Genomic DNA, 20,268 nt, shown 5'->3' on the forward strand with positions numbered 1-20,268 from the left:
AGCTGTTGGGTCTCTCAAACAAAAAGAATAAAACAGTCTACTCTGTAACATCGCGAAGTAAACTCGCTCCCACCACAACATCAACAAAGCGCAGCACTGGTAGGAGGCGGTTTACCCGCCGAGCTGTGTGACTAGAGACGAACGCATGGTAATAATCAACAATGCGATAGGCTTTCTAGCACGTGGATCCATTTACTGAAGTTTCTAGATTAAAGTTATAGTGATGAAGAGGGTTTGAAAAAACTCCATGCGATAAAACGGCTTATCTTATTACCTTGACCCATCTCTATTATTCTCACTTGTTCTGCTGCGACTTTTCTAATTTGCTTTTGAAGCGGTTTTATATTGTCTTTATTAGAGATGAGAGATGTAAACCAGTAAATTTGCTCTTTGTACATCGCACTCTCAGCTATCATATTAAGCAAGAAGCGTTTTTCTCCACCTTCACACCATAATTCTTGAGCCTGGCCGCCAAAGTTTAGTGAACTTTGTGGCGTTTTATTGAGGTTTCTCCACTTGCGCTGTGTTCCTTTGTTTGCTTCGGCTTCACTAGAATGAAAGGGCGGGTTACACATTGAAAAATGATAAAATTGGTTTGCTTTTATGATTGTCTTAAAAAATTGATTAGGCTGCTTTTGCTGAAGAACCTTTACTGGCAACTTATTTAATTCTGCAATGGTTTTAGCACATTTTACTGCAACAGGATTTATATCGGATGCTACAAAACGCCAGTTATATTCCCTTGAACCTAAGATGGGGTAGATCAAATTGGCACCGGTGCCAATATCTACGCCTTGAACTTTGTCAGGCAAATCACTTTCGTCGAGTAAATCTTTGAGCGCGTGAATGTAGTCTGCTCTGCCTGGCACGGGGGGGCATAAAAACTGTGGGGGGATATCCCAAACTTGGATATCGTAGTCTGATTTAAGCAATGCTTTATTTAACAGTTTCACGGCATCTGGGTTTGCGAAGTCGATACTTCTGATACCATCAGCTCGTTTGTAAGCAAAATCTTTTAAAATGGGTTCGAGTGTTATGAGCTTATCGAGATCATAGCCAGAGTTATGCTTGTTTCTTGGATGCACGGGGTTCTTCGAATAAATAAAAAGATTATAACACTTTTAATCGAACTCTTAAGTCTTGAAAAAATACTTTATCTTAAAGACATACCAACTTTTGCTTGCCTTGTTTTGGAGTTTACTTATCAACCACTCAACTGGTACGATGAGGAACAAACGTTTAAAAAATCAAAACAAAGAAATGGTAGAGCAAAAATCTCTGTTAGTAGATATAGAGGATGGGCACAAACTCCACCTCAGATATATAGCGAAACCCGGTAGTATTGGTCCTGTTGTATTCTTTATGCATGGTGCGGTCGAGAATGGTAAAATTTTCTACACTGAATCTAATAAAGGATTAGCCCCTTTTTTGGCTGAACATGGTTATCGTTGTTTTGTGGGTGATCTTCGTGGTCGAGGTGGAAGCACGCCAAAAATTGATTCAGAAGCGACTTACGGACAAACTGAATCAATTTTGTACGAAATTCCTGAAATGCTGAATTTTATCGAGCAATACACTGGCTCTAGAGCACAATATTGGGTTGGGCATTCTTGGGGGGGCGTATTGATGAATAGTGTTTTTGCACGCTTTCCAAGTGAAATTCAGCACGTGAAAGCTTGTGTCTATTTTGGCTCTAAGCGTAGCTTGTATAATAATCACCCCAGTAAATTACTTAAAGCAAACCTGTTATGGTTTAATGTTGCACATTACTACTCCAAAAAGTATGGTTATCTACCAGCGAAGAAGCTCGGTTGGGGAAGCGATGATGAGTCTTTAAAATCACATGCTCAAAGTGCTGACTGGGCACAAAAGAATCCTTGGATAGATTCAGACGATGGCTTTGATTACTCCTCTGTTTTACAACATATAATGTTACCACCGACTTTACACATAGCGGGAGTTAAAGATAAGGCGCTTGCTCAACCTGTTGATATTAAGGCTTTCATAAGTGAGTCAGGAAATGGGATCCAAGAGCTTAAGATTTATGGGAAAACACACGGCCATCAACATAATTATGGGCACATAGATATGTTAACCCATAAACATGCACGTGATGATCAATTTAAAGATTTGCTTGCGTGGTTTGATCGCTTTGCGGTTGGGGGATCATCTTCTCAATAAACCCTTCATAACGCTGCCACTTTTCTAGTGGTTGCGTACTGATTGGCTTTCTAACTTGGGCTTTGCTCAAGGTATGCACTGGCTTTTTAGACTTATGAAAGTCCAAGCATTCAGGTTCGTACTTTTGATACAAAAAGCCCAAACATTTCTTGATGGTTTTTTCTGGTTCAGCAATCAGTTGTTCGTAACTAAACGTGAAAATGTCCCTTTTCATAAATTGGTAAAAATGAGACATAAGGTCGCTTTGCGCTTGTGCATACAAGGCAAACTCACTTAAAGAGCAAAAATAAGGTTCACTTTCGGCGAAATGGTTACTGTATACTGACCAAGCTGTTGCTTTGAAATTGCGTGTTAAATGAATTACTCGCGCTTCGGGGAAGAGCTTGTGGATTAACCCCAGATTTTGAAAATTCGCTGGTAGCTTATTTATCACAACTTCTTCAGATACTCTATGTCTTTTTATTTCATCGACATAGAGAATGCGGCAATGATCTAACATCGAATTACTGAGTTGGTTTAAGCATGCGGGAAACTCAGCATTATTACGCATACTGAGGTAGGGGACAATTTTGTCACTGATCACTGTATTCTCGCCAAGAGTTCCAATATTTGAGTGTTGCACCAACATTTGCTCAAGGAGCGTAGATCCTGTTCTTGGCAGACCAACAATAAATACCGGTGTAAATGTTGTTTTTACTTTATCACTGGGTTTATTAAAGAAAGATTGGCCACAATATCGTTTAATCGATTCAAAAAATGGAAGCATATCTAGAGTGCGAAACTCACTCAAGGATAGCTGAGTTTCATTTGCTAGCGCAAAATGCTCCTGCGCGAGCTTGTAATCACCTAAACGCTCATGACATTTTGCTTTTGCATAGTAGACAACTGTTTTCAGTCTAGGGGTTTCAAACTCCTCCTCAAGTTTAGTTAATTGAATTAAATAGCTTGAGAGCGCGTTTGGTTTTGACATTTGTACGAGTTCATAAAGCATAAATGCAGTCACCGCGCTGTGTGGGCAACTCAACCCAGCTTTAAAAACATTTTTTGCCTGCTCGATGAAGCCATAGTCCAGATAAAATTGGCCGAGTTGATAATGGGCTTGGGCATTATGTTTTGCCACGCTAAGCGTGTATTCAAGTACGGTTTTGGCGTCGACTGGTGAGCCAACCGCTAAAAAAGCGTCTGCTAATGCAAAAAGTGGCTCGAGCATTTTTGGCAGGTGTTCACAGGCTCTTTTTAAGTAGTAGATTGCATTATCATACTGCTCTAAACGCATACAGATACGACCTACACCAAAAAGAGCCGCGCCATTTTTTGGTGATTGTTTTAAAACCGATTTGTACATAAACTCGGCTTCTCGAAGTTTGTTCTCTGCCAACAGCTCGTTGGCTCGCTGTAATAACAACATGTGCTAATAGAGTTACTTAATCAATTTTCAATAGAATAAAAATAAAAAGGCGAAATAGCTATTGCTAGTTCGCCTTTGTTTCTGGGTTACAGTAAAAGTTAGAACGTATATGTTGCTTTGACGTAGTAGAAGCCGCCATTTATACCGTATGGTGAGGTTTCGTAGTATTTGCCACCCCAGTTATTATTTGGAATGCCAGTTGCGTCATAAAAATCAAGTTCTTCAGGATCTTGGTCGAAAATATTATTTGCACCAACAGATAAGCTAATTGAATCTGTTGCAAAATAAGTTAACTCTGCATCGAACGTGATAGTTGCATCAGCTGTTTTAGCCGTTGCGTCATAATCTACGTGGACACCTTGATATTCACCGTAGTAGTTCATCCGAACAAAACCTGAAAAAGTATCCCACTGTTGGGACCAAGTTAGTGTGCCTCTGTGTTTTGGCAGGTCGTTTTCTAGACGAGATACCTTGAAATCACCAGTAATTGCAGAAAACCGGTCTACTTCGGTTTCATTCCAGTTGTAGGCTGCACTGAAGGTCGCGTAACCTCCAAGCATGTCCATCGAGTAGTTACCTACCAAGTCGACCCCTTGAGTAGTGGTATCGAAGTCGTTTGTAAAGAAACTAACTTGAGCTAGATTATCTACATTTGGTACACCTGCCGCTTTAAGTGCCTCTTTATCAGCATCACTCAACACAATTTTTTCTGATTGACTCAAGCGATCAGTGACTTCTATGTTGTAGTAATCCAATGTGATAAACAGGTCACCAGAACGGTATACTGCGCCTAAAGTAAAGCTTTCTGACTCTTCAGGAGTCAGCTCTGTACCACCTAGCTGCTCTGAGACAGGGTTAGTTGGTGGAAGTAATGCAGAGTCAACTAGCACACCGCTACTTAAGTTTGTTTGAACGTTAGAGACATTTGCTTGACCAACCGTTGGTGCCCTAAAACCGGTGCTCACCGAGCCACGTACAGAGAAGTCTTCGGTAACGTGATATTGACCAGTAATTTTGAAGTTGGTGGTTGAACCAAATGTATCGTAGTCTTCGTATCTTAGTGCCCACCCCATTAAAAAGTCTTCAGTAAATGGGGTTTCAATATCGATGTAAGCAGCGTAGTTACGACGAGTGTATTCTCCGGCTGCTGACGGTTTAAAGCCAGGGAAACCATTAGAACCAATACCAAAACCTTGCTGCGTAAGTGGGCCTGCGATAAATGATGCTTCATCGCCTGCAAGTACCTCAAAGGTTTCTTCATGCCATTCGAGACCCGCGGCAACATTCACGTCATATGCAAGATCAAAATCATAGCCTTTAGAAACATCGAAATTGAAATTCTTTTCTAATTGTATGTACTTACCTGGGCTGAAATCCATTGGCGTGTCAGCACCAAGAGATGCGTTTACCGTATTGGTAATGAAATAGCGTGACTCATTACGTCCTACTGAGCCACTTAAATCCCAGTAGCCACCTTCCAAAAAGCCATCTTGAAACTCACCTTCAACACCGATAGTCAAAGAGGTGTCAGTAATGTTGCCACCAAAGTTTGGAGTAAAACCGCCAGGTAAAATTTCATTAAACGCGAAACAGTTGCGGCCTAACTCGGTATCGGCTGCAATTAATTGATAAGCCGGAATATTTTCAACGTTTCTGTCAGTAAGGTTGACGACTGGACACTCAATACCAACGCCAACGCCATCTAGGTCTCCAACTAGTAGTGTTTCTCCACCGTCGTTAGAATACACACCGGGGCGGGTCTGAGGGTTCCGGTAGTAGAACCCCCCTTTGACGTCGCGTTCTGAGTAATTACCAAACATATAGAAGTGCGCATTATCTGTAACGTCTACACCAACATTACCAAAGATACTAATATCATCTTTAATTTCTGGAGCGCCCCATATTTGTGCTGGGTCACCAACACCTTCTACACCCGCACCGATGTAAGCGGCAGCGTCCGGACGTTGAACACTTCTGCTTGTCGCATCAGCTTCCTTATATTGGAAGCTAAGGTTTGCAAAGCCGTTATCGGTAAATGGCAAACCGACATTACCTTCTATAACAGTTGTGTCGCCATCCCCTTCATAATACTCACCTTGGCGCACTGAGAAAGAGCCTCCCTCACTTGCGTCTTTCAGTACGAAGTTCATTACACCAGCAATAGCATCTGAACCGTACTGTGCAGCAGCGCCATCACGAAGAACTTCAACCTGCTTTAGCGCAATACTTGGGATCACTGAAATGTCAGGACCTTGTGCACCGTCGTTAATACCGCCTCCAAGGAAAGCAATAACGGATGAGCGGTGACGACGCTTACCGTTTAATAGAATAAGCGTACTATCTGCTGGCAAGCCACGTAGGTTGGCTGGTCTTACTAAGGTTGCTGCATCGCTGATAGGGTTCGCATGCACGTTTAGTGATGGAACTGAACCTTTGAGCAACTCAAGCATATCTGAGCCGGCTGCTTTGGACATATCTTCTGCGCCGATGATATCGATTGGAACCGGCGACTCGCCAACAGAACGAGGCGCAGCCCTTGAACCGACTACAGCAATCTTTTCTATTTTCTCATCGACTTTGGGTTTATCGGCCTCTTCAGCTATGGCAGTTGTTGTAAGAAGTGATGTTGTTGCAGCTGATGCTAGCGCAAGGCGAATTGCACGGCGCAGCGTGTTACTATTTTGTTTCATCCTGTTTCCCCAGTTGATTGTTGTTGTCATACCAATAAAAAGGTCATTTATAATATTTTTACCTTTAATACACATATAATTTAATTTGCTATGTGTTGGCAAGCGCTTTTTTAAAATTAGCAGCGATTTAGAAAACTGCAACTTTCTGAATAACTTTTTGTTTCCGCTATAAAGAATGTCAAAACCCTAAATATAAGTTGTTGTTAAAGATGATGTTTTATGGCTTTTCTTTGGTTTCTCACATTAAGCTTAATTTGTTGCATATCTATGATGATAAAATAGAGGAGGAAGGTAACAGCGAATATTGAGTTTTTGTTTATTATTTAATCATAATTAAAGCTCACGTCTTGGTTGCAGAGGTGTGATCGAGAATTCTAGCTATGTCGTGGGGAAATCATATTGAGTCGGGTATTTTATACAAAAAAATTACCCCTCTACTTGGCTAGCACATATTTTTGTACTAATGGCTAATAGCTAAAAGCGCGTAAACTTTGATAGACTTGGGTTATCACTATTTTTGAGTTAATGAATGAAACTGATCAAAGTTGTTCACAAAGCACCGATGCGCGTTGCTCGGATCAGTAAACGCCGGCAGCAGATCAGATTACGCCGCGCTATGGTTGCGCTTAAATGTGCCCTTGAACAAGAAAAGCAAGAAACCAAAGAAATGCTTGAAATTTATAAACGCTACACCTTGGGAAAAGCAGATAGGACTGAACTAAAGACTGCTAACGCACAACTTGTTGATATACTGAAAGGCCTAGGACTAGGCGTATTTGCGATTTTGCCTTTTGCTCCTATCACTATTCCAATTATTGTAAAAGTAGGTAGCTTAGTGGGGGTCGATGTGTTGCCAAGCTCCTTTAATTTGAAAAAAAAGCCGACAGATACCAAGAATTCGTGAATTTTCTTTTTAGGCTTGTTAATCTACGTAAGGACATTATAAATTTGAGGCCTACATGAACAATCTAGTCGTTCACTCTTCTATGGGTACACCCATTTCTCTTTTTTCCGCGACAGACCTAGTATCGTGGCAAGCAAAGCAATCAGAAACCGTTCAATTACTTATTAATACTGCAAAACTTCAGTCACAAAAAACGATTGTCATTCCCGCTTTAGGCTCTAATGAGGTTGAGCGAGTCATCGTTTTGATTGAAGAAGAGGGAGATTTTTGGGCTTTAGGTAATCTTGCTAAACAACTACCAAAAGGCACTTACACTCTAGATGTTGCTGAGGAGCTGGTTGAAGCTAACGCTACTGCCTTTTTGCTCGGTGCATACCTGTTTGCCGCTTACAAAGAGCTTGCACCTATTGTTGCTAAGCTGGCTATTGCCGATGAGCAGACTTATCACAAAGTCAAAGCGACAGTTGAGTCGATAAACCTTGCTCGTGACTTAGTAAACACACCTGCCGCAGATATGATGCCACAGCATATGGCTGAAGTGATGTCAGAACTTGCTGAGCAATATGGTGCTGATTTTAATCAAATTGTTGGTGATGAATTACTAGAACAAAACTATCCGACTATTCATATGGTTGGTCGTGCCAGTGATAATGCGCCAAGATTATTAGACTTACGGTGGGGGGATGATAAGCACCCTAAATTGACGCTTGTGGGCAAGGGAGTGTGCTTTGATTCCGGTGGACTTGACCTGAAACCTGCGTCTGGTATGCGCAATATGAAAAAAGACATGGGCGGTGCTGCCCATGTTATTGCACTTGCTAATATGGTTATGGCAGCAAAATTACCGGTGCGGTTACGCGTGCTTATCCCTGCGGTTGAGAATGCTGTTTCGCGTAATGCTTTTAGACCAGGAGATGTGATAAAAACACGTAAAGGTATCACCGTTGAAATAGACAATACTGACGCGGAAGGGCGATTGGTGCTTTGCGATGCGTTAGCAGAAGCACAAACGGAATCTCCAGCGCTTTTAGTCGATTTTGCTACGTTAACCGGTGCATGTCGCATTGCTTTGGGAACTGAGCTTCCTGGTTTTTACTCGACAGATCAAAAAATTGCTGCTGAGTTAATGGAAATAGGGCTGAGCAATGCCGATCCAATTTGGCAGCTGCCGCTATTTGATCAATATAAAGCGTTATTTAAGAGTGATGTAGCTGATATTGCCAACTGTGGCTCAACGCCATTTGGTGGCTCTATTACTGCGGCACTTTACTTAAAAGAATTTGTTGAGCCTCAAACTACACCTTGGCTTCATTTCGACGTTATGGCGTGGAACTTAAGAGCACTTCCGGGTAGGCCGGTCGGCGGTGAGGCGCTCGGATTGAGAACGATGTTCAGCTATCTCGAGAAAAAGTTTAGCTAACTGCTTTATTTACCTGTTGTAAAAAAGCCCAGCGATGATTAAGCGTCTGGGCTTTTATTTATTAATTAAACGCTTTTTTCTGGAATATTTTCCAGTATTCCTTTCATTTGTTGCCAATACAGACCTACGCTTGCGATCTCTACTTTTTCTTCAGGAGAATGCGGAAACTTTATGGTTGGGCCAAAAGAAATCATATCCATATTTGGGTATGGCTCTTTAAATAGACCACACTCAAGGCCTGCATGGATCACCATTATATGCGGCTTCTCACCGTAGATAGATTCATACATATCGCGGAATATCGCCAAAACTTGCGAGTTAGGATCTGGCTTCCAGCCGGGATAAGCTCCGCTAAATTCAATGTCGGCTGCGCCCAGTTCAGCGAGTGATCGTAGCATACCTTCGACATCACTTCGGCCTGAATCAATTAATGATCGGATCAAGCAAAGCACCTCAAGGTTTTTCTCTGAGGTTGAAATCACCCCCATATTAAGAGAGGTCTCAACAACCCCTTTTATATCATCGCTCATTCGAATAACGCCATTTGGGCAGGCGTTCAGTAATGCTAATACTTTGCTTTGGCTTTTTGTTGTGAGTGCTAAATGATGGTTATCGATGGTGTTGAGTGCAAAAGTGATCCCTGATTCAATAGCGCTAAGCTCTTGCTTTACTGTGGTTTCATATTGTTCAACTAGAGACTGAAATTGGTCAACCTTGCTGCTGTCAAAGCTTACCATGGCATAAGCTTCACGAGGGATCGCATTGCGTAGCGAGCCGCCTCTAATATCAATAAGTTTGAAGTCAAAATCTGCAATGTGGTGCTTTAAAAAACGTGCCAAAAGTTTGTTAGCATTTGCGCGTCCAGTATGTATGTCAACGCCTGAATGCCCGCCGCGTAAGCCTTTGAGAGAAAGCTCGAAAACTTGATGATGTGCAGGTATTGCTTCTCTTTCAAGCGGTAGCGTCATTGAGGCATCGACTCCTCCTGCACACCCCATGTAGATCTCGCCTTCTTGCTCAGAATCTGTGTTGAGTAAGATTTCACCGTCTAACCAGCCTGACTGCAAGCCAAAAGCACCACTCATCCCAGCTTCTTCATCAACGGTGAGCAATACTTCCAGTGGACCGTGCTTGATGTCGTCTGCGTCCAGTACAGCAAGGCATGATGCCATACCAATACCATTATCAGCACCTAATGTAGTGCCGGTAGCGGTTACCCAACCATCATCAACAAATGGCTTGATAGGATCGGTAACAAAATCATGAGCAGTATCATCATTTTTCTGAGGCACCATATCAATATGTGCTTGCAGCACTACGGGTTTGCGGTTTTCCATACCAGCGGTTGCTGGCTTTTTAATGAACACATTACCAACTTCGTCACGGCGAACTGCTAGGCCTTTACTTTCGGCCCATTCAACAATGAAGCCTGCTAATGCTTCTTCATGTTTTGATGGGTGAGGGATAGCACAAATTTGGTCAAAGAATTTCCAAATGGCTTGAGGTTCTAATTGGCTGACTTCTGTATGCGCTTTAAGCACAGTGAACTCCTTGGGTGGATGGTAATAATGCAACAATGTTACCATCCACCCAAGGGCAAAATCGAGTTATTCAGGCCATACTTTACCTAAGGAGTACGGCTTGAGTGTAAAATAGGCGATTACTGACCTCTACTTACCGCAACCGCAGGTGCAATTAACTCAAGTCCGGTTTTATCACAAGGAGGTAGGCTGGCATCAGAGCTGGCAATTGGGGTTACTCTATCACCCCATTTTAGATAGCTTGCGGCCCATGTTAAGCCTGCTCCAAACGCCGCTGACATGATATTTGCGTGTGGTTGGATCAAGCCATTTTCTACAGCTTCACATAGTGCAATCGCAATGGTTGCAGCAGATGTATTGCCGTATTTATCGATATTAACCATTACTTTATCGTCTGCGATTTCCAATCGACTTTGAATGGCTTGAATAATACGAAGATTTGCCTGATGAGGGATAAGTACATCAATATCATCTAACGATAGTGAAGCTTGTTTTAATACGTCATCACAAGCTTCACTCATGCCCTTTACGGCACGCTTAAAAATTTCACGGCCTTCAAACGACAGATCCGACGGCCCAGTACCCGCACAGCGATCCATGTCGGTACCATAATTTGGGATGTGAAGAATGCTGCGATCTGAGCTATCACACCCTGTTTTGGTACCAAGTAAGCCCGCAGGCTCCTCGCTCGCCTCCAAAACGACTGCACCAGCACCATCACCAAACAAAACTGCGCTGTCACGCTTTGCCCAGTTAACGTACCAAGTCATGCGTTCAGCGGCTACTACAACCGCTTTTTTGATCATGCCAGCTTGGATTTGAGCTGTGGCGTTTTGTAATGCGTACAAAAAGCCGGAGCACGCAGCGTTAGTGTCACATGCTGCCGCACCAACTGCGCCAATGTTTTTCTGTACCAAAGAAGCAGTGTTTGCAACCATGGTTGAAGGGGTACAAGTTGCAAGTAGCACCAAGTCAATATCTTTGCCATCTACACCAGCACAGGCCAGTGCATGTTGGCTTGCAACCGTAGCGAGATCTGCAGTGCTAACATGACTGACACGTCTAGCTCTGATCCCTGTTCTTGTGCTTATCCACTCGTCGTTTGTATCAACGACAGTACTTATTTCGTCATTACTAATGCTTGCTGGTGGAATACATTTCCCCCAGCCTGTGATTTTTGCGTAAACCATAGTGTCTCTTAATCTAATCCGACCAGTCGGCCAATTTTTTCATTTATACCAAATCCTTCATGGTATTGCCATAAAAGCGATACATGCCATCGACTAAGACGTGATTAACTGATATTAATCACAGTAATTTTAACTAAAATCGGTATAATTTTGATAAAACCGTCAAACTCAAACCATATGATGAACATTGCGTTTTCACCAAGCTCTGCATTGGGGCAACTTTTATTATTGCGCTCAGTGGCAATTGTTATACAAATACTGATGTTGCTATTTGCAGCGCTGGTATTTGGCAAGCAGTTTGACTTTGTTGCTGTGGTCGGTGTTGTGGCAGCTGAGTCGGTTTTTCAATTACTGAGTATCTACGCCTACCGCCATACTAAAGAGGCTGAGCCGATAGGTATGACGATGCAGCTGCTAGCAGATATTCTATTTTTGACTATTTTGCTGGATTTGACAGGGGGAGCTACCAATGCGTTTGTATCCCTGTTGGTTCTGCCAACAGTGATTGCTGCGGTAACAATACCGACGTTGAATATGTTAGTGGTATCGGCAAGTGCGATTGGTGCTTACGTTTATTTGTACATAAAAATGTCCCATGAGCATGTGCATCATATGGATATGTCGACACACCTACTAGGTATGTTGGTAAACTTTACCTTTACAATCATTGTTGTGGCAACTGTTGTAAGTTTATTGGTAAAGCAAAATCGTAAGAAAGAGCGAGCTATAGCGTCACTGCGAGAACAACAGCTACAGCAGGAACAAATTATTGCGTTAGGAAGCGCTGCTGCACAAGCGACGCATCAGCTAGCTACGCCTATTGCGCATTTGGCATTGTTACATGAGGAGTTAGATGAACTTTATCCTAATGAGCCATGTGTAGCGGACATGTCTGAGCCACTGTTCCGTTGTAAGGAGCAGCTTGATGTATTCAGAGAGTTCACCGAGTATTTAAAGTCAGCATCAAAAATAACTATTACCATTGAACGCTTTGCTGAGCAGTTGAGCGAACTAGTTAGCTTACAGTTTCCAAACCAACACTTTCATTTTGAATTAGAGAATCTCGAAGGGGAGTTAACCGATGATCCCATGCTCGCGCCTTCTATTTTGAATCTGATCAGTAATGGTGTTAGAGCGAACGAGCAAGCTGGTCAAGTTGATATCAAGATAAAGCTAAATTCAACAGACTCAGAACACCGTATTACGATCCTTGATAGTGGATTGGGCATAGATGAAGAAAAGCTCAAGCAGCTTGGACAGCATGTGGTGAATAGTGAGTCAGGGTTAGGTATGGCTGTCCTGCTTAGCCACGCCACAATAGAGCGGCTTGGTGGACAATTAGCGATAGAAAATTGCATCTCAGGCGGAACAAAGTGCACTATCAAATTACCAAAGGTGAGAGATGAAATTATTACTCGTTGAAGATGATGTGCCATATGCACAAACGCTTATGCGTCGGCTAGAAAAACATGGGTTAACTGTTCAGCATGTCACAACTATAGATGAGATGTTAACAGCAGTTGATTCTTGCTCATTTGACTACTTTTTATTAGATATGAAACTGGATAAGGCAAACTCTGTTAATTTTATCGCCACAATCAAACAGCATCATCCATGCTCTAAAGTGGTACTGTTAACAGGCTATGCTAGTATTGCCACCGCGGTTGAAGCTATCAAACTTGGCGCAGATGATTACCTCACAAAACCAGCAAGCACAAGCTTGATTTTACAGACTTTATTGGGTGAAAAAACCGACAATCTTGAAGCCGAAATTATGTCTCCAGAGCGGCTTGAATGGGAACACATTCAACAGGTTTTAAAGGCGAATGACGGAAACATATCACAGACCGCACGTCAGCTAAATATGCACCGACGAACATTACAGAGGAAATTACAAAAGAAACCTGCTTATAAGTAAGTTTTCACATATACTGATTATTAACTAAACTGAAATATGCTGAGTCAGTCGATGATACTCTCATTTGAAGCATTGAATCTATGGGCTATTTTGCTTGCTGCGCTCTCGTCCTTCATGTTGGGCGGGATTTGGTATTCACCTGTGTTATTTCAAAAAACGTGGCTAGAGGGCTGTGGACTTACCGAGTTAGATTTACAAACAAGCGACCCAAAGATGACATTTGGTATGGCGTTTTTGTTATCGCTGCTAGCTAGCGTATTTATGGCGATGGTAATTGCACCATCATTTTCATTGATTGGTGCTACCGCCTTTGGAGCTGGAGTTGGGATCTGCTTTGTCGCGAGTGCCCTAGGAATAAGTTATATCTTTGAACAGCGTCCATTGAAGTTGTTTTTAGTCAACGGCGGCTACCATATGTTACAGTTCACACTTATCGCGTTTGTGTTACGTATAATGAGTTAAAGGAAGATGGCAAAGCCAAACAAAAAAGGCCCAGTAAGAACAGTCGATATTTTTTGCGCCAGTTGCAAACAAAAGTTGTTTAAGTATCGTAAAGGCGGAAAAGGAAGCCTAGTGAAGTGTTTCAAAGAACGTATAAGTCAAGATTTTACAGCGGAGCAGACAAGCTGCCCAAGTTGTGGCAGTGTGTTTGCCCGTGATTCACTTGTTCGTGGAGCTCCTGCATTGAAAATCATTGGCGGAAAAGTCACATTCAAATAATGGCGCTAATGTTTTTTTAGTTCTCGCTAAAAGACAGACAAATGTCCTGTCCTGATTTTTTTAGTTTGTTACTATCTCGCCGTTTGTCTTTGCTGTTTCAATGAATGAAAGCGACCCTTCCCATGGAACTGGGCCAGCCTATTGGGTCTTGCAAAATGGAAAAAACATGATCGATTTAATGTTCGATATTATAGGTATGAGCGGTACTTTCCTAGTCGTAGGTGCGTTCTTTATGTTGCAGCTTGAGAAAGCATCACCAGAGAGTTTAACCTACAATCTGATGAATTTAACTGGCGCGATTCTTTTGCTTATTAGCCTTTGCTATAACTTTAACTTAGCAAGCTTTGTTATTGAGCTATTTTGGATCGCAGCTTCGCTTATAGGCTTGTTTAAGTATTTTAAAGCTAAAAAGGTAGCAGCAGCCTAAAAGAAAAGATTAATCAAAAACTTGCGTAGTAGCAAAGAGCAAGTATTATTAAGTTAATCATATGCTGCTACGTAGGTTAGATTACTCTAACGCTACGAGTGAAGTGTGGGAACATAGAGCTCGTAATATATGAAAAATTTAAGTGCCTTAATTAAAGTTGCGCTGTTTATAACTCCTCTTACCGCTGTCGCAGAGCAAGAAGCGACAAGTTCAGATCTCTATCAACTCTCATTTGAAGAGTTGCTGAATGTTAATGTCTCAATAGCCACGAAAACCGATGAGACTAGAGCTTCAGTCCCATCTAGCATTACAGTATTCAACTCAGAACAGATAAATAGTTTAGGTGTTGATAATGTATATGATTTGATGAATTTCGTGCCTGGGTTTCAGTCGACGCGAGGTGATTGGGTCGGCGCTGTACCAAAAGAGCATACCCGTGGGGTGTATTTAGATACGGGACATGTGTTGGTGATGATTGATGGGCAGCGACTGAATGAGTCATCTTTTGGTAAAGCGTCCGTCTATACGCCGTTCATTCCTATTGATATTGTGTATAAAGTTGAATTTATCCGAGGCCCCGGCTCTGCGCTTTATGGTAGTAATGCTTTTCTTGGTGTTATGAATGTGATAACCAAAAAGCAAAGTAACCAGTTGTCTATTGGATACGCAGAGCATGGCGGTGTTCAGGCTGCAATAAATCTGTCTACACAACTAGCTGATGAGAATGAACTTTACGCTAACGTCGGGTTCAATAAACGCTCTGGAGAGGACTACTTTTCTGGCACCGTTAAGGATCCTTTGGAGTCACTATTCATTACGGTAGGTGGGAAAGCACAAGCGCTGAGCTGGCAAATTCGATATAACCGAACTCAACTTGATGAATTTCTTAACTTAGCGCGTTATTCTCGTGAAAATGAGCACAAAAGCGAAAACTATGCTGCGATATTAGCTTATCAATCGCAACTCTCAGAGCGACTAAAATTAACGCACACCGTGAGCTTTATCGAACATAATATTGACAGTGCTGGGCTGATCGTTACCGCTGACGAAATAGGGATCACGCAAGGAGGGGACTTTTTAGTTGGACCTGCTTGGCAGTCAAAGGATTTAACCTACAACTTAGATGGTGATTTTGAACAGAGTAACACATTGCACTGGAACTTTGGTATTGAGTTGTCAGAGGAAGAACAAAGCAAAGCAGGAGTCAGAACAACTTATTATGATCAAACTGTAGGCGATATTGTTATATATAATCGTAATTATCTAGGTGGTGTTCGGACTATCATGGAATATGCGCCATTTTACCCGTTACTTCAAGATTTTGACTCATATGCAGGCTATGTTCAGTCCAAATATCTTTTTAACGATAGACTTAGTATGTTTGCTGGAGTTCGCTATGACGAAGTCAAAGACATTGATGATAAGCTCTCACCAAGGCTTGCTTTTGTATATAGCTATAACAGTGTAAATACGCTGAAGCTACAGTACGGCGAGTCATTCCGTACGCCTGTCAGTAATGAATTGAACTCTAATGATGATGTGACGACGGGGAATTCAAATTTAACGTCAGAGTATGTAAAAACAACAGAGCTTGTTTGGCACTATCAAGACGAGTCTAAGCAGTTTGATGTCGTGTTGTTTGATAACGAATTGGAAGACTTCATTAATTTAGTGCCAATAGATGATGAACAGGCAGAGTTCACTTTTGACAATGTCTTCGAGACCAGCATGCAAGGTATTGAGATCAATGCCAATATAAACTTAAGTAGTACTACTTGGGTTCAAGCTGCGTACACACAGTTATTTGATGAGCCATTAAATGGTAGCTTTAAAAAGTTTTCGGCGCTTACCTTTACGTACAAAAAAGAGTCCGTGGAAGTGACGTTGAACGCAATTTGGCGTGATAGCACATTTATGTCAGCACCACCTGAATCGCCAATTGACGATTTTGAGCAACCGAGTTACTACTTAATTGGCGGGACAGCTTCTTTTCACCTAGATGACAGCGCTAAAATTCAACTGAAAGCAGAAAATTTATTCGATAAAAAGTTTACAGTATTTGACCCCCGACTCATTGATGGTCATGTGCCACAACAGGGGCGGAACTTATCTATCCAATATATTAAAAACTTTAATTAATCTAATACCAATTTGACTTAGTGCTTGCTCAATTTGAAGGGGTAAATCTGACGCTAACAGCGTTAAAATTTCTTATTTAGAACCACTAAATAGCAAAATTTTTGTCTTGCCTACACGGAGGTAGGTACCTTGGCGATAGCAGGACGCGGTAGCGGGGTTATCGACAAGATTTTCTCGCCTCAAAATAGACTACTTAATTAAGAGAATTGGTAAAAGATAGAGAGAATTAGCAAGAAAGGGCTGTGTTAAAAGAACAAAAGTGCCACCAGTCTGGTGGCACTTTTGTTATCTCTTAAAAGAAAGTGTAATCAACACGGAGGCTAATTGTACGACCGTTGAGGTAGTTAATGTATTCTTGAGCTGCCGAGTTATTGGCATTTCTCGAGCGTGCACGCATGTATGTTGCAGTTTCTTTATCAAATAAGTTGTTGACGAATACGCTAAGTTTTAAGCTATCGCTTAACTGAATACGTCCAGACACATTAAATACGCTATACGCTGGTGTCTTATCTTCATCACGAACGTTGAAGTGGGTTTTATATTCATCATAGAAAGAGTATTCACCTCGGATGTAAGCATCTTTACCGAATAATTGAATATTTTGATCAAGCGCGAGGTACGCATTCCATTCCGGTACCATTGTCATTTTATCACCAGCACTTGCTGAGATAGACTCATTATCTTGTGTGATCTCAGAGCTTGTATATGACGTGTTGAATGACATCGTTAGGTCGTCAGTTAAACGAGCTGTTGACTCAAATTCGAAACCTTCAGACTTTGCTTCACCACCGTTAGCTGTGTATGAGAAACCACAAGTGTCCATGTATACCGAGGTTTTTATGTCTGTCCAATCAATACGGTAGACTGCCGCTGAGAAGTCGACCTTTCTGTCAAGTACGCTTGCTTTAAAGCCCAGCTCATAGTTTTCGATAGCATCAGACGTGTAACGGTCTTTACGGTTTTTAGCAAGTGGATCTGCCTCACATGATGCTGCTAATGGACCGTTGTTACCACCTGGTCGATATCCTTCTGAATATAAGCCGTATACAGACATTTCTTCAGTCGGACGGTAAGAAACACTAAACTTATAACGATTACCTGACTCTTCACCGCTTAAGTTATCTTCCGAAGTAGCCCAAATACCTTCCTGTGTATAGTGAGAGCCATCTTTAAGCTCAAAGCGACGAACGCCACCATTTACCTCAAGACTACCAGAGTCCCCTAAATCAAATTCGTATGCAACATCAGCGAAGAAAGCAAGCTCTTCGGTGTAGTCACGAATATTCGTAAGATTCCAGTTGTTTTGTGGATTGCCAAACGTATCTATACCTATTTGAGTGGCATCTGCACCCCACCAGTTCAATGCGAGTGCTGATACTTTGTCGCCTTTTTCATGGTATTGATTTTGATAGTTTGGATCGAAGCCGTACTCTACTTCATCATAGTAAGCACCGATAGTCCAAGATAGAGGCGAATTTATATCAATATTTTGGAAACGTAGCTGATGAGTCACGCGCTCATATTTACGATGATCAATGATCCAAGTACGGAACATATCTGACGCGTCTAAACGGCTCCATGAAGTCTGAATACTATCTTCTTCATAGGTGCGATGAGAGCCCGCATAAGTTAATGAAGCAATATCGAAGAAGTTGTCATCCTGAATATTGATGGTGAAAAGGTCATTCGTTGCGTCAGACCATGGGTCCATTAAGTCCCAAATTTGGTATTTTTGTGGTACACCTTTGTTAGCAATAGGCGCACTGCCGGCGTTACATTGTGGACGCTCAGCAGTTTCAGGACAAGAAACCTTAAAGAAGTCAACATCATACCCGTAATCCGCTTCTTCATTTGCAGTCAAGCTATAGTCCCAGTAATAACCAGGTGTAGAGCGATCGCCTGTTGTTGTGCCTGTATCGCTGAAAGTTGTATGGGCATAACCTAGAGTAACAGAAGTTTCAGGATCAACTTGCCATAACAGTTGGCCACGTATGAAGCCTCTATCAGCATTTCCTTGAACGCCGGTATTCATGTTTACCATTTGGTAACGTTCATGCTCTGTATTACCACTGACTCGCAGTGCTAATGTATCGTCAACAAGAGGAATGTTAACGCCCATTGAAATGTTGCGGTGCAGGCCATCAACATCTTTTTCACTTCCAATTTGTGTTGACGCGAAAAATTCAAACTCATCAAGTACTGGCTTTTTGGTGATTATCCTCACGGTACCACCGATGGCATTCGAGCCATAAAGTGTACCCTGTGGCCCACGCAGTACTTCCACTCGTTCTACGTCGTTTAGATTTTCAAATGTGAAAGGAACATCATCCACAAATACACTAGTGGTATCAGGAAATGCTGTGTTACCTCCACTGAGGCCACGTAAAATAAGCTGGCCTCTAGGGGAGGCTGCGCCAGCGAGGGTTCTGTAGAAATCTTCAGCTGATACTAAGTTACGATCAGCGATGTCCATTGATGAGATAGTAGAAACCTGCATCGGGATCTCAATGATAGTTTCCTCTTTGCGGCGAGAGGTTACGGTAATCTTTTCGATTTGTTCATTGGCACCGTCATCAGACTGTGTTTCGGCGGTGGCGTAAAAGCTAGATGATGCAGCTAGCATGCTAAGACAAATAGTGCTCTTAGCAAATGGTATTTTACCCAGTGGTTTCATTGTGATTTCCTTTATTATTTTTATGTGAAATAAGCAATAGTACCGATATTTATACTATTGCCGTATTATCAATAGCAGGTAAAAATAATTTATTAATGTAAATTATTCAAGTTTAATGTAACTTTATTTTTTCCTAGGTGTATTGGAAACATGTTAAGTTTATAATGCAAATAAGGTTTTTATCGGGCTAGTAAGGGTAAAAATATGGAATTGGTTGAAGAACTAGTTAAATTTGGAATATTTAATTCGACAAAGCCGCTATTGATAGGAGTCTCTGGTATTCAAGGGTTGGGAAAATCGACACTGAGCCAGGCGCTGTGTAAACAGTTAACAGGATCTGCGATTGTTTCTGAGCATGTTTCTCTTGATGATTTTTACCTAGACCCTGAGGAGCGGGCGATCCTAGCTTCGCAAAGACACTCACTATTTCAGCAAAGAGGATTGCCGGGAACACATGATGTGGCTCTACTACAAGAAGTTATCTCCCAGTTTAAACAAGGAAGAGCGATAACCCTTCCGATATTTGACAAGTCAATAGACAGAAAAATACCAAAATCACAATGGCGAACTGTAGCTGCTGGACTTCAGGTACTGATTATTGAAGGTTGGTGCATTGGCCAAGTCCCACAACAGCATAACCAGTTAGTATTACCAGTTAATCGCTTTGAGCGGCAATACGATGCAGATGGAGCATTTCGTCTACAAGTAAATGAAATTTTACATCAACAGTATCAACCTATTTTTTCACAAATAGATACGTTAATTTATTTGAATGGGCTGAGCTTTGATAGGGTATATCGTTGGCGATTACAACAAGAGCATATGCTAAAAGCGATGACGGGAAAAGGGATGGGAGATGATGAAGTTGAGCGATTTATCCAGCCCTTTCAACGCTTGTCTGAATGGGGGATATTAAGCCTTCCTAACACCGCTGATATTGAGGTTAAGCTGGGAGAAAATAGGGAAGTGCTTGAGATAAAAACAAAGCTCGGCAATTAACCGAGCTTAGACTGCTTATCTTATACCTATTACCTTAATTAATCGCTCTATTTTGAG

General features: G+C 41.8%; 16 protein-coding genes. 10 read left to right on the forward strand and 6 right to left on the reverse strand.

The window, feature by feature from the left end; genetic code table 11:
• Positions 1 to 215: 215 nt before the first annotated feature.
• Entirely contained in the window at positions 216 to 1,085 is an 870-nt protein-coding gene (rlmF, locus tag F9Y84_RS18865; protein ID WP_147390805.1) for a 23S rRNA (adenine(1618)-N(6))-methyltransferase RlmF, read from the reverse strand.
• Between the two features lie 175 nt (positions 1,086 to 1,260).
• On the opposite strand from rlmF, the gene F9Y84_RS18870 reads away from it, so the two are divergent.
• The gene (locus F9Y84_RS18870; protein WP_147390806.1) at positions 1,261 to 2,181 is read left to right on the forward strand and encodes an alpha/beta fold hydrolase; all 921 of its coding nucleotides are present in this window, start codon (positions 1,261 to 1,263) and stop codon (positions 2,179 to 2,181) included.
• Here F9Y84_RS18870 and F9Y84_RS18875 read toward each other — a convergent pair.
• Positions 2,123 to 3,589: a tetratricopeptide repeat-containing sulfotransferase family protein gene (locus F9Y84_RS18875; RefSeq protein WP_147390804.1), complete on the reverse strand. Its 1,467-nt coding sequence runs from the start codon at positions 3,587 to 3,589 to the stop codon at positions 2,123 to 2,125. The genes F9Y84_RS18870 and F9Y84_RS18875 overlap by 59 nt on opposite strands.
• A 98-nt stretch (positions 3,590 to 3,687) precedes the next feature.
• Positions 3,688 to 6,279, reverse strand: coding sequence for a TonB-dependent receptor plug domain-containing protein (locus F9Y84_RS18880; RefSeq protein ID WP_128731301.1), 2,592 nt, complete (start codon positions 6,277 to 6,279; stop codon positions 3,688 to 3,690).
• A 529-nt stretch (positions 6,280 to 6,808) separates the two neighbouring features.
• On the opposite strand from F9Y84_RS18880, the gene F9Y84_RS18885 reads away from it, so the two are divergent.
• Positions 6,809 to 7,183 carry a hypothetical protein gene (locus F9Y84_RS18885; protein WP_125252776.1) on the forward strand — a complete coding sequence of 125 codons (375 nt, stop codon included), beginning with the start codon at positions 6,809 to 6,811 and terminating at the stop codon, positions 7,181 to 7,183.
• Positions 7,184 to 7,238: 55 nt separating this feature from the next.
• Positions 7,239 to 8,603, forward strand: coding sequence for a leucyl aminopeptidase family protein (locus F9Y84_RS18890; RefSeq protein WP_147390803.1), 1,365 nt, complete (start codon positions 7,239 to 7,241; stop codon positions 8,601 to 8,603).
• A gap of 65 nt (positions 8,604 to 8,668) precedes the next feature.
• On the opposite strand, the gene F9Y84_RS18895 is transcribed toward F9Y84_RS18890, so the two are convergent.
• Both F9Y84_RS18895 and F9Y84_RS18900 read right to left on the reverse strand, forming a co-directional pair.
• Positions 8,669 to 10,144 carry an aminoacyl-histidine dipeptidase gene (locus tag F9Y84_RS18895; protein WP_147390802.1) on the reverse strand — a complete coding sequence of 492 codons (1,476 nt, stop codon included), beginning with the start codon at positions 10,142 to 10,144 and terminating at the stop codon, positions 8,669 to 8,671.
• 119 nt (positions 10,145 to 10,263) lie between these two features.
• Positions 10,264 to 11,334, reverse strand: a complete 1,071-nt coding sequence (locus tag F9Y84_RS18900) for a ketoacyl-ACP synthase III (RefSeq protein ID WP_125252779.1) — start codon at positions 11,332 to 11,334, stop codon at positions 10,264 to 10,266.
• 150 nt (positions 11,335 to 11,484) lie between these two features.
• On the opposite strand from F9Y84_RS18900, the gene F9Y84_RS18905 reads away from it, so the two are divergent.
• From F9Y84_RS18905 to F9Y84_RS18930, 6 genes are all read left to right on the forward strand, one after another.
• Positions 11,485 to 12,756, forward strand: a complete 1,272-nt coding sequence (locus F9Y84_RS18905; protein ID WP_225740809.1) for a sensor histidine kinase — start codon at positions 11,485 to 11,487, stop codon at positions 12,754 to 12,756.
• Entirely contained in the window at positions 12,737 to 13,252 is a 516-nt protein-coding gene (locus F9Y84_RS18910) for a response regulator transcription factor (protein ID WP_125252780.1), read from the forward strand. The genes F9Y84_RS18905 and F9Y84_RS18910 overlap by 20 nt, the downstream gene beginning before the upstream one ends.
• Positions 13,253 to 13,303: 51 nt before the next feature.
• On the forward strand, positions 13,304 to 13,714 hold the full coding sequence (locus F9Y84_RS18915) for a DUF1761 domain-containing protein (RefSeq protein WP_128731305.1): 411 nt from the start codon (positions 13,304 to 13,306) through the stop codon (positions 13,712 to 13,714).
• A 6-nt stretch (positions 13,715 to 13,720) separates the two neighbouring features.
• Entirely contained in the window at positions 13,721 to 13,972 is a 252-nt protein-coding gene (locus tag F9Y84_RS18920) for a hypothetical protein (RefSeq protein WP_125252782.1), read from the forward strand.
• A 166-nt stretch (positions 13,973 to 14,138) separates the two neighbouring features.
• Positions 14,139 to 14,399, forward strand: a complete 261-nt coding sequence (locus F9Y84_RS18925; protein WP_125252825.1) for a CBU_0592 family membrane protein — start codon at positions 14,139 to 14,141, stop codon at positions 14,397 to 14,399.
• A gap of 129 nt (positions 14,400 to 14,528) precedes the next feature.
• Positions 14,529 to 16,538, forward strand: coding sequence for a TonB-dependent receptor plug domain-containing protein (locus F9Y84_RS18930; protein WP_147390801.1), 2,010 nt, complete (start codon positions 14,529 to 14,531; stop codon positions 16,536 to 16,538).
• A 292-nt stretch (positions 16,539 to 16,830) separates the two neighbouring features.
• Here the strand turns inward: F9Y84_RS18930 and F9Y84_RS18935 are convergent, their stop codons facing one another.
• Positions 16,831 to 19,212: a TonB-dependent receptor gene (locus F9Y84_RS18935; RefSeq protein ID WP_125252784.1), complete on the reverse strand. Its 2,382-nt coding sequence runs from the start codon at positions 19,210 to 19,212 to the stop codon at positions 16,831 to 16,833.
• 204 nt (positions 19,213 to 19,416) lie between these two features.
• Between F9Y84_RS18935 and F9Y84_RS18940 the strand changes: the two genes are divergently transcribed.
• Complete coding sequence (locus F9Y84_RS18940) at positions 19,417 to 20,211, forward strand: kinase (protein WP_147391227.1); 795 nt, start codon at positions 19,417 to 19,419, stop codon at positions 20,209 to 20,211.
• Positions 20,212 to 20,268: the final 57 nt, after the last annotated feature.

It is taken from the genome of Pseudoalteromonas peptidolytica, assembly GCF_012641745.1.
GTDB classification, from domain to species: Bacteria; Pseudomonadota; Gammaproteobacteria; order Enterobacterales; family Alteromonadaceae; genus Pseudoalteromonas; species Pseudoalteromonas peptidolytica.

Coding starts and splice junctions, on each gene's coding strand:
- F9Y84_RS18870 (WP_147390806.1), top strand. CDS start 1,261: ATGGTAGAGCAAAAATCTCTGTTAGTAGATATAGAGGATGGGCACAAA.
- F9Y84_RS18875 (WP_147390804.1), bottom strand. CDS start 3,589: ATGTTGTTATTACAGCGAGCCAACGAGCTGTTGGCAGAGAACAAACTT.
- F9Y84_RS18880 (WP_128731301.1), bottom strand. CDS start 6,279: ATGAAACAAAATAGTAACACGCTGCGCCGTGCAATTCGCCTTGCGCTA.
- F9Y84_RS18885 (WP_125252776.1), top strand. CDS start 6,809: ATGAAACTGATCAAAGTTGTTCACAAAGCACCGATGCGCGTTGCTCGG.
- F9Y84_RS18890 (WP_147390803.1), top strand. CDS start 7,239: ATGAACAATCTAGTCGTTCACTCTTCTATGGGTACACCCATTTCTCTT.
- F9Y84_RS18900 (WP_125252779.1), bottom strand. CDS start 11,334: ATGGTTTACGCAAAAATCACAGGCTGGGGGAAATGTATTCCACCAGCA.
- F9Y84_RS18910 (WP_125252780.1), top strand. CDS start 12,737: ATGAAATTATTACTCGTTGAAGATGATGTGCCATATGCACAAACGCTT.
- F9Y84_RS18915 (WP_128731305.1), top strand. CDS start 13,304: ATGATACTCTCATTTGAAGCATTGAATCTATGGGCTATTTTGCTTGCT.
- F9Y84_RS18920 (WP_125252782.1), top strand. CDS start 13,721: ATGGCAAAGCCAAACAAAAAAGGCCCAGTAAGAACAGTCGATATTTTT.
- F9Y84_RS18925 (WP_125252825.1), top strand. CDS start 14,139: ATGATCGATTTAATGTTCGATATTATAGGTATGAGCGGTACTTTCCTA.
- F9Y84_RS18930 (WP_147390801.1), top strand. CDS start 14,529: ATGAAAAATTTAAGTGCCTTAATTAAAGTTGCGCTGTTTATAACTCCT.
- F9Y84_RS18935 (WP_125252784.1), bottom strand. CDS start 19,212: ATGAAACCACTGGGTAAAATACCATTTGCTAAGAGCACTATTTGTCTT.
- F9Y84_RS18940 (WP_147391227.1), top strand. CDS start 19,417: ATGGAATTGGTTGAAGAACTAGTTAAATTTGGAATATTTAATTCGACA.